Origin of the sequence: Nakamurella panacisegetis (genome assembly GCF_900104535.1) — a bacterium.
Lineage (GTDB): Bacteria > Actinomycetota > Actinomycetes > Mycobacteriales > Nakamurellaceae > Nakamurella > Nakamurella panacisegetis.
In genome coordinates, this window is sequence record NZ_LT629710.1 from 1196264 (window position 1) to 1209623 (window position 13360).

At 68.7% G+C, this 13360-nt stretch carries 9 protein-coding genes; 4 read left to right on the forward strand and 5 right to left on the reverse strand.

Annotated features, from left to right (window positions below):
* Nucleotide 1: 1 nt before the first annotated feature.
* The 5 genes from BLS97_RS05220 to BLS97_RS05240 all read right to left on the reverse strand — a co-directional run bounded on the left by BLS97_RS05220 (nucleotide 2) and on the right by BLS97_RS05240 (nucleotide 6341).
* Nucleotides 2–508 carry a heat shock protein transcriptional repressor HspR gene (locus tag BLS97_RS05220; RefSeq protein ID WP_090474891.1) on the reverse strand — a complete coding sequence of 169 codons (507 nt, stop codon included), beginning with the start codon at nucleotides 506–508 and terminating at the stop codon, nucleotides 2–4.
* A gap of 67 nt (nucleotides 509–575) precedes the next feature.
* Nucleotides 576–1733, reverse strand: coding sequence for a molecular chaperone DnaJ (dnaJ, locus tag BLS97_RS05225; RefSeq protein WP_090474892.1), 1158 nt, complete (start codon nucleotides 1731–1733; stop codon nucleotides 576–578).
* Nucleotides 1734–1842: 109 nt separating this feature from the next.
* Complete coding sequence (gene grpE, locus BLS97_RS05230; protein ID WP_231988369.1) at nucleotides 1843–2541, reverse strand: nucleotide exchange factor GrpE; 699 nt, start codon at nucleotides 2539–2541, stop codon at nucleotides 1843–1845.
* Between the two features lie 38 nt (nucleotides 2542–2579).
* Nucleotides 2580–4418 carry a molecular chaperone DnaK gene (gene dnaK / locus BLS97_RS05235; protein WP_090474894.1) on the reverse strand — a complete coding sequence of 613 codons (1839 nt, stop codon included), beginning with the start codon at nucleotides 4416–4418 and terminating at the stop codon, nucleotides 2580–2582.
* A gap of 189 nt (nucleotides 4419–4607) precedes the next feature.
* Nucleotides 4608–6341 carry a transglycosylase SLT domain-containing protein gene (locus BLS97_RS05240; protein WP_172832218.1) on the reverse strand — a complete coding sequence of 578 codons (1734 nt, stop codon included), beginning with the start codon at nucleotides 6339–6341 and terminating at the stop codon, nucleotides 4608–4610.
* Nucleotides 6342–6445: 104 nt separating this feature from the next.
* On the opposite strand from BLS97_RS05240, the gene BLS97_RS05245 reads away from it, so the two are divergent.
* From BLS97_RS05245 to BLS97_RS05260, 4 genes are all read left to right on the forward strand, one after another.
* A complete protein-coding gene (locus BLS97_RS05245) occupies nucleotides 6446–8452 on the forward strand; it encodes an SEC-C metal-binding domain-containing protein (protein ID WP_157695200.1) in 2007 nt (668 codons plus the stop codon).
* Nucleotides 8453–8558: 106 nt separating this feature from the next.
* The gene (locus tag BLS97_RS05250; protein WP_157695201.1) at nucleotides 8559–10190 is read left to right on the forward strand and encodes a TIGR03767 family metallophosphoesterase; all 1632 of its coding nucleotides are present in this window, start codon (nucleotides 8559–8561) and stop codon (nucleotides 10188–10190) included.
* 136 nt (nucleotides 10191–10326) lie between these two features.
* Complete coding sequence (locus BLS97_RS05255) at nucleotides 10327–11031, forward strand: TIGR00266 family protein (protein ID WP_090474898.1); 705 nt, start codon at nucleotides 10327–10329, stop codon at nucleotides 11029–11031.
* Nucleotides 11032–11137: 106 nt separating this feature from the next.
* Nucleotides 11138–13234, forward strand: a complete 2097-nt coding sequence (locus BLS97_RS05260; protein ID WP_172832219.1) for a TPM domain-containing protein — start codon at nucleotides 11138–11140, stop codon at nucleotides 13232–13234.
* Nucleotides 13235–13360 lie beyond the last annotated feature (126 nt).

Genomic DNA, 13360 nt, shown 5'->3' on the forward strand with positions numbered 1-13360 from the left:
CTCAGTACTGAGCGCGGCGCCGCTGCGGGCGCCAGGTGACCATCGCGGTGGTGGTGCTCTGCCACGGGACGACGTCCCGGCGGAGCCCCGCCACCGCGTTGGCCGCGGCGTTGGCGGCGTCACTGCGCGACTGACTCAGATCGGTGCGCAGGGACCGGATCTCGTCGGACAGTTCGGTCACCTTGGCCCGCAACGCATCCACCTGGGCCTCGAGTTCGATGATCCGCCGGATGCCGGCGCGGTTGACGCCGTCCTCCTGGCTGAGCCTTTGCACCTCACGGAGCAGTTCGATGTCCCGCCGGGAGTAGCGACGTCCGCCGCCGGTGGTGCGGCCGGGCGAGACCAGACCCTCCCGGTCATAGGACCGCAGGGTCTGGGCGTGCATGCCGGCCAGCTGCGCGGCGACCGAGATGACGAACAGCGGTGCGTCGACCTCGAACCCGACGGCTTCGAACGAAGGCCCACCGGCCGGGACGCGGGCCGACGGCTCGCCTGGGTGGCCCGTCATGGCGCTACCGGGTGACGGCCGCGGCGCGGGCGACGGATGGCGGCCGCGTCAGGCCGGAGATCGCACATCATGACCGGGCCGATGCCGCGATGGCCTTGGTGATGGCGGGACGAGGGTCGGTGGTGGCCGCTGCGGCGAAGGCCTCGAGAGCCTGCTTGGCCTCCTCCGAGAGCTTCTGCGGGACAGCGACTTCCACCGTGACGATGAGGTCGCCGATGGAGTCCCGCCGCTTCACGCCGGCCCCCTTGACGCGCAACTTCCGACCGGAAGCGGTGCCCGGAGCGACCCGCAACCGAACCGAACCGTTCAGCGTCGGCACCGTGAGATCGGTGCCCAGCACCAGTTCCGGGAAGGTGACCGGAACGGTCAGGGTCAGGTTGTCGCCGGTGCGGCCGAACAACTCGTGTCCACTGACGTGCACCACGACGAACAGATCACCGTGGGGCCCGCCGCCCGAACCGGCCTCACCCTTGCCGGCCAAGCGGATCCGCTGGCCGTCGGCCACGCCGGCCGGGATACGGGTGGACAGCGTCCGCGACTGCAGGACAGTCCGCTCGCCATGGCAGGTCGGGCACGGGTCGTCGATGATCGAACCGGTGCCGCGGCAGTTGGTGCACGGCTCCGAGAACGCGAACGAGCCCTGGTTACGGGTGGTCAGTCCGCTGCCGTTGCAGACCGGGCAGTCGTGGGCCGACGTGCCGGGACGGGCTCCGGTCCCCAGACAGGTCGGACAGGTGCTCCGCTCGGCCAGACGCAACGGGACGGTGACGCCGGTGACGGCCTCGGTGAAGGAGATCCGTACCTCGGTCTCGACATCATTGCCGCGCCGGGCCCGGGCCGCCCTGGTATTGGTCGCGCTGCGGTTGAACAGGCCGCCGAAGATATCGCCGAGGCCACCGGCGCCGCCCTGATTGCGCAACAGGTCGTTCAGATCGAAACCGCCTGCGCCGCCGGCACTCTGCCCACCGAAGCCTCTGAACGGTCCGGCCGCGGCCATCGACTGCGCCTCGTCGTACTCCTTGCGCTTGGCGTCGTCGGACAACACGTCATAGGCCTCGGACACCGTCTTGAACTTCTCCTCGGCCACTTTGTTGCCGGGGTTCTTGTCGGGATGAAGGTCCCTGGCGAGCTTCCGGTAGGCCTTCTTGATCTCGGCCGCGGTCGCCGTCTTGCTGACGCCCAGATCGGCGTAGAAGTCCTTCTCGTAGTAATCCTTGGCGCTCACCAAAAACCTCCTCTCAGGAGGGTCGTCGTACCAGTTTCCCCATGCGTTGGTTCAAGCGGACGTCCTGCAGAGCGGTCGCGGTGACGACCACTCTGCAGGACGTTGTCGCCTACTTCTGTTCCTCGACCGGCTCGTCGACGATCTCGGCGTCGATCACATCATCGACCCCGCCCGCATCGGCCGGTTCGTCGGCCGACTGGTCGTCGCCCGCGCCGGCCGATTCGTCGTCACCCGGGCCGGTGACCCCGACCACCGCCGGGCGGACCAGTTTGTCGCCGAGCGAGTAGCCGTGGCGCATCACCGTGGTGACGGTCTGCACCGACACGTCCGAGGCCGTCGCGAACTGGACCGCCTCGTGGCGGGCCGGATCGAACTCGTCCCCGACCGCGCCGAACTGGGTGAGCCCGGCCTTGGTCAGGATGCCGATCAAACGATCGGCCACCGCCTTGAACGCGCCGGTCAGATCGCCGTGCCGGTCGGCCCGGTCGATGTCGTCCAGCACGGTCAACATCTCGGTGAGCACGCTCGCCTTGGCGTTCCTGACCACCAGCTCCCGGTCGCGGTCGACCCGCTTCCGGTAGTTGGCGTACTCGGCGGTGACGCGCTGCAGGTCGGCGGTCCGTTCGGCCGCCTCCTGCTTCGCGGCCTCCAGAGCCAGATCGGCGTCGGTCTGCACCGGGAGCGGCTGCGCTGCCTCCTCCGGATCACCGGGATCGGACTTGCGACCGAACGGTGAGGAGAAGAATCCGCCGGAGCTGCGCAGCTCCCCCGTGTCGGGGTCGATCCGACGCTTGTCGTTGATCGTCACCGGTTCCTCACCTCCCCCCGTGGTCCCGTTCTGCTCGCTCACTTCTGGTCGTCCACGATCTCGGCGTCGACGATCTCTTCCTCCTGGCCACCGGCCGGGCCGGTGCTGCCCGGCATGTCGGTCGCCGGCTCCGCGCCGGTCTGGGCGTACATCGCCGCGCCGAGCTGCTGGGACTCGTTGGCCAGGGTCTCGACGGCCGTCTTGATGGCGCCGATGTCAGAGCCCTTGAGCGCCTCGTTCACGGCGGTGACGGCCTCGCCGACCCGCTGCTTCGGCTCGTCCGGGAGCTTCTCGGCGTTGTCTTTGATGAACTTCTCGGTCTGGAACACCAGCGCCTCGGCCTGGTTGCGGACCTCGGCCTCCTCACGGCGGACCTTGTCCTCCTCGGCGTGGGCCTCGGCGTCCTTCATCATCCGGTCGATCTCGTCCTTCGACAGCGCGGAGCCGCCGGTCAGCTTGATCGACTGCTCCTTGCCGGTGCCGAGGTCCTTGGCCGTGACGTGCACGATGCCATTCGCGTCGATGTCGAAGGTGACCTCGATCTGCGGCACGTTGCGCGGTGCCGGCGGCAACCCGGTCAGCTCGAACATGGCCAGCTTCTTGTTGTAGGCGGCCACCTCGCGCTCACCCTGGAAGACCTGGATCTGGACCGACGGCTGGTTGTCCTCGGCCGTGGTGAAGATCTCCGAGCGCTTGGTCGGGATGGTGGTGTTGCGCTCGATCAGCTTGGTCATGATGCCGCCCTTGGTCTCGATACCGAGAGACAGCGGGGTGACGTCGAGCAGCAGGACGTCCTTGACCTCACCGCGGAGCACGCCGGCCTGCAGCGCGGCGCCGACCGCGACGACCTCGTCCGGGTTCACGCCCTTGTTGGGCTCCTTGCCGCCGGTCAGCTCCTTCACCAGCTCGGTGACGGCGGGCATCCGGGTGGAGCCGCCGACCAGCACGACGTGATCGATGTCGCCGACCTTGATGCCGGCGTCCTTGATCACCTGGTGGAACGGGGTGCGCGTGCGATCGAGCAGATCCGAGGTGAGCCGCTGGAACTCGGAGCGGGTCAGCGACTCGTCCATGAACAGCGGGTTCTTCTCCGCGTCGACGGTGATGTACGGCAGGTTGATCGACGTCGACTGGCTGGACGACAGCTCGATCTTCGCCTTCTCCGCGTTCTCGCGGATGCGCTGCATGGCCATCTTGTCCTTGGTCAGGTCGATGCCGTTGGCCGCCTTGAACTTATCGACCAGCCAGTTGACAACGCGCTCGTCCCAATCGTCGCCGCCGAGCTTGTTGTCGCCAGCGGTGGCCTTGACCTCGACCACGCCGTCGCCGATCTCCAGCAGGGACACGTCGAACGTGCCGCCACCCAGGTCGAAGACCAGGATGGTCTGCTCCTTGTCGCCCTTGTCCAGGCCATACGCGAGCGCCGCCGCAGTCGGCTCGTTGACGATGCGCAGGACGTTCAGACCGGCGATCTCACCGGCTTCCTTGGTCGCCTGCCGCTGCGCGTCGTTGAAGTAGGCCGGCACGGTGATGACCGCGTCGACGACCGGCTCGCCGAGGTAGGACTCGGCGTCCCGCTTGAGCTTCCCGAGCACACGGGCGCTGATCTCCTGCGGGGTGTAGCTCTTGCCGTCGATGTCGACGGTCCAGTTGGTGCCGATGTGACGCTTGACCGACCGGATAGTGCGGTCGACGTTGGTGACCCCTTGACGCTTGGCGACCTCGCCGACCAGCACCTCGCCGTTCTTGGCGAAGGCCACGATCGACGGGGTGGTGCGGGCACCTTCGGCGTTGGCGATGACTGTGGGCTCGCCGCCCTCCAGTACAGAGACGACCGAGTTGGTGGTACCGAGATCGATACCGACGGCACGCGACATGCGTTCCTCCTGCTATGGGTTCCAGATGGGTGGTTCGGACCGAGTTGAGCGCCAGGCGCTCAAGGCTTCCTCCAGCATGCCCAGACCTCGAGCCGCTGTCAAACTGCCTTGAGCCTCCTCCGCTCAACTTTGCTGATCCTTCCAACTGAAGCCCCCGCCGGATTGTTCCCGGGTGGGTTCTGGAACTTGTCAGGACTTGGCGATGTACCCCTTGTAGGGACCGCCGCTGCGCAGCGACACCAGGCCCGGGATGTTGTGGATCGACCCGTAGGTGTGAATGGCGTAGTTGAGCCCGGCATAGAGGTTGGCCGCCGGGTTGAGCAGGTTGTTCGGCAGCAGCGGCGAGTGCCAGGTGTCGAACGTCGGCTGGATCACCTGAATCAGCCCCTCGGACGGATGCCCCGCCTGCCAGTTGAGGTCCCACCGGTTGATCGCGTTCGGATCACCGCTGGACTCGTACTGGATCACCGTGTCGACGTCGTTGACCGTGGTCGAACCCTGCGACTGGGCCAACACGGCCAGAATGCACTGCACCAGCGGGTTCCAGCGGGTCACGGCGGTCCCGTTGGGGTCGGTCGGCACCGCGTTGCACCGCGCTGCTCCCGATCCGTCCCAGAACACCCCGACGATCGAGACCTGCAGGTGAACCCCGGCGCCGACGTCGTTGAACAGGCGGACGGCGCCGTTGACGAGCGGCAGGACGATCAGGTTGGACGTGGTGACGTGCGCCCCGAAGTTGATGTTGGAGGTGCTCGGGACCGCCGAGCCGCTGATCGCGCGGATGTCACCGGAGTGGGCCGGGTCGACCACCGTGACATTCACCGCAACGGCCGACACCCCGGCGTTCGGGATGCCGTAGCGGCCGGCCAACGGCACCGTCAGCGTCCCCTGGGCGGCCAGAGTGGCGCCCGACGCAGGCATGTCCACGACGCGCTGCTGGCCGATCGTCTGTAGCGTGCCGATCTGCCCGGAGTAGGTGTTGAGGTAGTAACCCACCAGGTCGACCACCATGTCCTGGGCTCCGGTACTGCCGTTGAACAGGGAGATCCGGCCGTCCGACCACAACGGGACGACAACCAGGCTGGTGGTGCTGCGACCGGCCCGGAAGTTGACCGCGGGCGTGTTCGGCCTCGCACTACCGGTCGGGAAGACGGTGATGAAGCCGGACACCGACGAGGGGATCGTGGTCACGTCGACCGCGACGGCGGCGACCGCCTGCGGCAGGCCGGCGGCCCCGCCGATCCGCACATTCAGGGATGATGACGAGGCAACCTTGGCCCGCGCCACACCAGTGCCCACCCGGGTGTCAGCGAGCCGGGTCGGCACCATCGCCTTGAAGGTGCCGGCGGCCGTCGGGGCACCTGCCGTGTAGTAGCCGGACACGTCCAGAAGGACCTGCACCGCCCCCGCACGTCCACTGATGTGGATCCGCACCTGGCCGTTCGTCCCGACCGGAACCATCGCCAGGTTGGCCACCGTCTGCCCGGCGGCGAAACTGACGTTGGTCGTGCCCGGCAGAGACGTGCCGTCGGCGTACGCCGTGAGCCCGGCACCGACCGTCGGGTTGGCGACCGTGATGTTCACCATCACGGCCGATACGCCGGAACTGGGTACGCCGCCGCGGCCGAGCACCAGCACGGCGAACGAGCCGCCGGCCGCGATCGGCCCACGCGCCCCGTTTCCGGTGCGGGTGTCCAGGATTCGCGTCGACGCCAGCGGGACGAAGGAACCGGCGGGCCGCGCAGTGGCCGCGGCCTGCGACGGGCCGGCCGGCGCGGCCGCCGAGGCGGTGCCCGGAACAACCGGCAGCGCAACCAATAACGCCGCACCAGCCAGGACGGCGACCCATTTCGGCTTGCGGGAGAACATGATCATGTTGATGCCTTTCCAGATGCGTTCGCCCACAACAGCAGGCCCGCCCAACGGATGATCCTGATGACCCCGCACTCGGAGCCTAACCAGCCGCGGCAGTGAACATAAGCGCCATGAGGTCGGACGGATTCGCATCATGGAGCAGGATGTGCGCTGTGACCGACAAAGCCGCACTGGCCATCGCCGCCGCCCTGCAGAACGAAATCTCGCTATCGCGACCCGAGCTCCTGGCCGAACTCCGCCGCCGCGGGATCACGCTCGGTGAGGAAGCTTTCGCGCAGATGTGGCAGGACGACCGACTGCGCCTGTTGGCCCGGGTGGAATTGGCAGATCCGGAACTGGTGGTCAACCTGCCACTGGCTCTGACGGAACGGGTCTTCACCCATCGGGTAAGCGCCACCGAGATAGCCGCCGACCAAGTCATCACTCTGCCCGACCTCGCGGCGCTCTGGCCGATCATTGATACGGCGCCGTACAACACCGTGAACAATCACCCGTTCGCCGAGGTGTTCGACGACGAAGAAGCCGATTCGGTCCTGCAACTGGCCGCCGGCACGTTGGCCGAGTACGCCGCCGGTTCGCTGATCGCCATCACCGTCACCGACGACGGGTTGACGCTGGCCGGTGCCCCGGAGCCCGAGCCGTCCGAGCTGGCTCGGCTGAGCTCGGTCGTCCTCGACGACTACCTGGAGGTCTTCGGGGTCGACCTGGTCAGCACGTCACCGGACCCGGTGTTCGCCGAGGACGAGCCGGAGGTGCTGGCCGACCTGCCCCGCTCGAGGGGGGCCGTGCCCTTGGAGGAGTTCCTGGCGCTGGTGCTGGCCCGTCATCCGCAGGTCTTCACCACTGCCGGGTGGCCCGTCGCCGACCTGCTGGAGCAGCTCGACCTCGAGCACCAGGACGGCATGATCGCTGTCGCCGGCTTCGACTTCGAGGCCGACAGCCAGGCCCGGGCCGAAGCCGACGAGATCGAGATGCTCACCGAGACCTACGATCTCGATCCGACGCAGGCCGCTGCAGTCGTCGCGTTCTCGGACAAGATCGCCGAGGTGCACGACGCCGTGCACGAGTGGGCGGACGACGGGACGGACGAGGGAAACGCTCCTGAGGTCGAGGCGCTGGACCTGGTCCCGGAACTGCCGTTCCTGTCCGACCCGATGGTCGTGGTGGCCATCGCCGAGGAGAACCTGACCGGTGATCCGCACCTCGGTGACATGCTCTCGTCGATCCTGCACACCCTGACCCAGGTGACCCCGCGCCGCTCACAGGCCGGCGTCGCCTGGTTGCAGGGCCGCTGCGCCGACCTGCTCGGCCAGATCGACCAGGCGCAGACGCTCTACGAGAAAGCCCTCGAGCTGGACGCCGATCATTTCCCGGCCATGCGGGAGCTGGCCACCATCCACTCGTTGCGGGGCGACGCCAACAAGGCGGTCTCCCTGCTGCAGCGGGCCGGTGTGCCGGCCGACGACCCGGAACTGGCCGTCGTGTCGAAGTACACCGGGGAGGCCAGGGCCGACATCGGGCGGAACGACGACTGTTGGTGCGGGTCGGGTCGCAAGTACAAGAAATGCCACCTCGGACGGTCCGACCATGATCTGGAGTCTCGCCGCGAGTGGCTGTACGACAAGGTCGCTCACTGGATCCGCAACGGATCCGGCCGAGAGCTGTTGGTGGAACTGGCGACGACCAGCGCCGACCCGGCCGCCGGACCGGAGGCCCTGTTCGAGGCCGTGCAGAACCCGGTGCTGACTGATATCGCCATGTTCGAGGGCTGCTATCTGGCCGACTTCCTGGATCTGCGCGGTCCGGCCCTTCCGGCCGACGAACGGGCTTTGTTGGAAGCCTGGCTCGACACCCGCCGCGGCCTGTACAAGATCGATGCCATGGACCGTTTCCGTGGGCTGACCCTGACCGACGTGGCGTCCGGCGACACGGCCGTGGTGCCGCTGACCGGCCTCAAGTCCAAGGTGCGGGTCGGGGACCGGGTGGTCCTTCGTCTCCTGCCGGCCGGCGAGTCAGTGGCGGTGCCGGGCGGTCTGGTCGTGGTGCCGGCCGGCCGACGGGAACTGGTCACCGGCCTGCTGGACCTCCAGGGCAGCGACGAGGTCGACCCGATCCGCACCGCGGCGGTGCTGTTCGGACGGCCGGCCCCGCTCGACTGATCGGCGTGGTCCGGACGTCCGGATGTCCGTGCGGGCCCACGAGGTCCGCACGGCCGTCACCGGTCCCGGCTTCGTTCCCCCGACACCATGATGGATACTGCTCCCCGTGACGCTGACTCACCGTACGTCCATCGTCGGCGGACCTCGTTCCGCACACGGCTACTGGGAGCTGGCTTCCGCGCCGGGCGAGAAACATCTGTCGCGCAACGACTATCTCGTCGGTCGACGGCCGGTGGAGAGCCGGCCCCTGCTCACGGTCGCCCATTTGTCAGACCTGCATCTGTGCGATTCCCAGTCGCCGGCCCGCGGTGAGTTCCTGGACCGCTGGTCGGACCCGGACTCGCCGTTGCGCGAGGTGTTCGGCATCACCGGCGCGTACCGGGCCCAGGATTGTCTGACCGTCCAGGTCGGCGCGGCCATGGTCCGCGCCGTCAACAACGTCCGGGTGGGACCCGTCGGCGGTGCGCCGATCGACCTGGCCATCACCACGGGCGACGTCATGGACAGCGCTCAGCAGAACGAACTCGGTTGGTACATCGACCTTCTCGAGGGCGGACGGATCACGCCCGACTCCGGTTCGACCGCGCGGTACGAGGGCGTCGCGGACCACGACCGGTGGGACGAGGCGTTCTGGCATCCGGACCCGGCACAGCTCCCGGACGACTCGCCCCGACCCGATCGCCCGCGCCGGTTGTTCGGTTTCCCCGACGCACCAGGGCTTCTCGACGCGCTTCGAGAACCGTTCGACTCACCGGGCCTGAACATGCCGTGGCTGGCCGTACACGGCAACCACGACCAGCTGGTGCAGGGGACCATCCCGGCCACCGGTGAGTTCGCCGTGGCGTCCGTCGCCGACCTCAAAGCGATCGGTGTACCGCCCCACTGGACGCTCGAGCAGGTGGCGCAGTTCTGCGCGTCCATCGATGCGGTCGATCAGGCCGGACTCGATCGGTGGAGCGAGATGATGACCAGGCCGGTGACTCCCGACCGCTCGCGGCGGACCATCGACCGGGCTGATTTCGTCGCCGCCCACTTCCGCCCGACCGCGCGCCCGGCCGGACACGGTCTACCGATCTCGGATTCGTCCCGGTGCTACTACCGGCACGATCACGCGTCCCGGAACGGCGGCGACCGGACGGTGACCGTGCTGGTCCTGGACACGGTCGACGAACACGGCGGTTGGCAGGGCAGCCTGGACGCTCCCCAACTGGACTGGCTGGAATCGGAACTGGCCAGCGCCGACACCGAGAAGCGTTATGTGGTACTGGCATCGCACCATCGGTTGGCCGATCTGGTCAACGACCGCAACGCAGAAGGAGCGCCCCGACGGATCCTCACGGCCGAGCTGGCCGAGCGTTTGGAGGCCCATCCCTGCTTGGTGCTCTGGCTCAACGGCCATACACACGTCACGGCGGTGACCGGACACGGCACGACCGGCAACCCGAACTCGTGGTGGGAGGTGACCGCCCCCTCCCTGATCGACTTCCCCCAGCAGGGCCGCATCGTCGAACTGCTGCGGTCGGCCAACGGCACCCTGACCGTTGCCGTCACCATGATCGATCACACCGGCGAGGTGCCCTGGTCGGGTGGGATCGACTCGGTCGCGGCGATGGCCGGCCTGTCGCGCCAGTTGGCGGCGAACGACTGGCAGTACCGGCCCGACGATTTCGCCGCCCATCCGTTGGCCGGAACCGCTGGGGACCGAAACGTGTTGCTGCACTTGCCCGACCCGTTCTGATCGGCGCCCGCACGCTTGATCGGAACCCGGACTCTTCTCGGGCTGCGCCCGCGCGCGCTCCCGGCGGCAACGCGAGCCGAGACGTTTCCCGGCGGAAACGCGAGCAGAACCACGATCGGATGGTTACGGTCTGAGAATGCAGATCCAACTCAGGCACAACCCGTCCTTCACCGTCGGCCGGATGTTTCTCACGCCGGGCGAGAGTGTCCGCGTCGAATCGGGCGCGATGATCGCACACTCGGGCGGGGTCACGTTGGCCGCTCGGGCCGAGGGCGGCATCATGCAGGGTCTGCGACGGTCGGTGCTGGGCGGCGAGTCGTTCTTCGTCACCACCTACACGGCGCCGGCCGAAGGCGGCTGGGTGGACGTGGCGGGAGTGCTGCCGGGTGACGTCGCCGCCATCGACATCACCCCCGACCGGCCGTACTACCTGGCCAAGGGCAACTGGATCGCCAATTCCTCGGGTGTCACCATCGACACGCAGTGGGGCGGCCGGGCGAGCCTGTTCGGCGGCGAGGGCGGGTTCGGGATCAGGGCGTCGGGCAGCGGGCAGGCACTGGTCAGCTGCTACGGGGCCATCGACGTGTTCGATCTGCAGCCTGGGCAGCCGGTCGTCATCGACACCGGGCACGTCGTGGCCTACGACCTCAACATCGCGTTCCGGATGCGCCGGGCCGTCGAGGGCCGATCGATCCAGTCGATGAAGTCCGGTGAGGGTTTCGTCTTCGACTTCACCGGCCCGGGCCGCGTGCTGTTGCAGACGCGCAACCCCGAGTCGTTCGCCGAGTGGGCACGTTCGGCCGCACCGGGGCGCAACCCGAAGAGCGGCCTGTTCGGCTGAGTCGTCGGCCGGCCCGGAGGGCAGCTCCGGTCTCCGGCCCGAGGCCGGACCCGAGCGCATGATCGTGGCCGTCCGGTGCCCGGACCACGCCGATAAGCTGCGTCACATGTCGTTGTCACGAGTGACGTCCCGTTCCCCGCTGCGCGCTGTGCTGGTGGCGTTGCTGATGCTGTGCGGCATCCTGGCCGGGGCCGGCACGGCATCGGCCGAGGGCCCGTTCAGCCTGCCCAGCCAAATCACCGACCACAACAAGTCGGTCGGATGCAGCAACAGTTCGGTGAACACCGCCCTGGCCGATCTGCGCTCGGCCGACTCCGTGCAGCTGTGGGTGGTGTTCACCGACAGCTTCTCGGGCACCTCCGGTGAGTCGTGGGCGGCTCAGACGTTCACCAAGTCCGGCCTCGGGGCCAACACCATCCTGCTGGCCGTGGCCACGAAAGACCGGTCGTTCGGGATCAAGGCGTCCTCCACGTTCCCGCTCGACTCGACCAGGCTGTCCGCCGTCACCCAGCAGGACATCACCCCCAAGCTGAGCAGCGGCGACTGGGCCGGGGCGGTTGTCGCCGCAGCCGATGGCTATCGGTCAGCGATCGGCAGCGCGGGTACCCCGACGGCGAGCTCGGCCGGCGCCCCGTCCTGCACCGCGTCCAGTGCCGCCGGGTCCTCCGGCAGCAAGTCCTGGATCCTCTGGGTGGTCCTGCTGGTCCTGCTCGGTGGAGGGTTGGTCTGGTACCTGCGAGCCCGTAAGACCAAGGCGGCCAACCCCAACCAACCGGGTGGAGCCACCGGCGGCGGCCGCGGGGACGGGCAGCCCGGCAGGCCGACCGAACCGCTGGAGCCGCTGCAGTCGGTGTCCGACCGGAGTGTCCAGGTCCTGATCGCCACCGACAACGCCGTCCGCACCAGCGAACAGCAGCTGACCCTGGCCGAGTCCACCTTCGGTGCGCCGGCCATGGCCGATTTCCGGGCCGCCTTCGAACGGGCACGCACCTCCCTGGCCGCCGCCTTCCAGCTGCGACAGCAGATCGACGACGACATCCCCGAGGACGACGACACCCGCCGGGCCTGGATGAACGAGATCATCCAGCGGTGCACCGAGGCCGACGCCGAACTGGACGCGCAGAGCGACCGGTTCGATGCCATGTTGGATCTGAAGAACCAGCTTCCGACCGCGCTCACCGCCCTCAACAGCGACGTCGCCACCCAGGAGAACCGGGTGCCGGACGCCATGGCCACGCTGGCCCGGCTGAGCAGCACCTACGCGCCGAGCGCCCTGTCCACGATCATCAACAACGCCGCCGAGGCCGGCCACCGGATCTCCTTCGCCAGGGAGGCGATGGCCACCGCTGTATCCGAGAGCACGGCGGCCGACAACACTCCGGCCGTGGTCGCCGCCCGCAGCGCCCAGGAGGCGGTCGCCCAGGCCAAGACGCTGCTCGACGCGATCGACAAGCTCAGCTCCGACCTGGCCGACGCGTCGGCCCAGCTGCCGGCGCGCCTGGCCCCGGTGCAGGCCGAGCTGGATGCGGCCAGGACGGCGTTCGGGCAGGGCAGCACCGGCTCGGCCGGTGCGTCGATCGCGCAACGCCTGCAGCAGGTCGAGACGGCATTGAAGACGGTGGCCGGCCCGGCCGGACCGAAGGATCCGATCCTGGCCACACAACGGGTCCGGGAGGCCGACGCGACGCTCGACGACATCCTGGCCGCCACCCGATCCGCTCAGGAAACCCAACAGCGCGCCCTGGCCGCCCTGCAGCAGTCGCTGGACGCGGCCCAGTCCAAGATCACCGGCGCGGGTGACTTCATCAACACCCGGCGGGGCGCCGTCGGCAGCGAGGCCCGTACCCGCCTGGCCGAGGCCCAGCGGCACCTGTCGAACGCGCTGGCCCAGGCCGGCTCCGACCCGGCCGCCGCGCTGTCCGAATCACGCCAGGCCGAGTCGCTGGCCGATGAGGCGGCCCGGCTGGCCCAGAACGACATGGGTCGCTGGCAGGGACCGGGCGGTGGCGGTTTCGCCGGAGGCGGGGGCGGCAGCTTCACCGGCGCCGTGCTGGGCGGCATCCTCGGCGGCATGCTCAGCGGCGGAGGCCGGGGCGGCGGATTCGGCGGTTTCGGCGGCGGCGGTTTCGGCGGTGGCGGTTTCGGCGGCGGCGGCTTCGGGGGCGGCGATTCGGGCGGGTTCGGCGAGGGCGGCCGGTTCTGACGCAGTAGCGGGCCGGTCCCCGCCGAGCTCCGATCGACGGGACGTTCGCGGGCGGCAGTTCCCATGCATTGCCTCAGACGACGCACAGGAGCCGCATAGCCCGGGCCATCAAGGTGAAGGCATCCA

Bases quoted from the DNA above. Each gene is read 5' to 3' on its own strand.
- BLS97_RS05220 (WP_090474891.1), bottom strand. From the start codon at position 508: ATGACGGGCCACCCAGGCGAGCCGTCGGCCCGCGTCCCGGCCGGTGGG.
- dnaK (WP_090474894.1), bottom strand. From the start codon at position 4,418: ATGTCGCGTGCCGTCGGTATCGATCTCGGTACCACCAACTCGGTCGTC.
- BLS97_RS05255 (WP_090474898.1), top strand. From the start codon at position 10,327: ATGCAGATCCAACTCAGGCACAACCCGTCCTTCACCGTCGGCCGGATG.
- BLS97_RS05260 (WP_172832219.1), top strand. From the start codon at position 11,138: ATGTCGTTGTCACGAGTGACGTCCCGTTCCCCGCTGCGCGCTGTGCTG.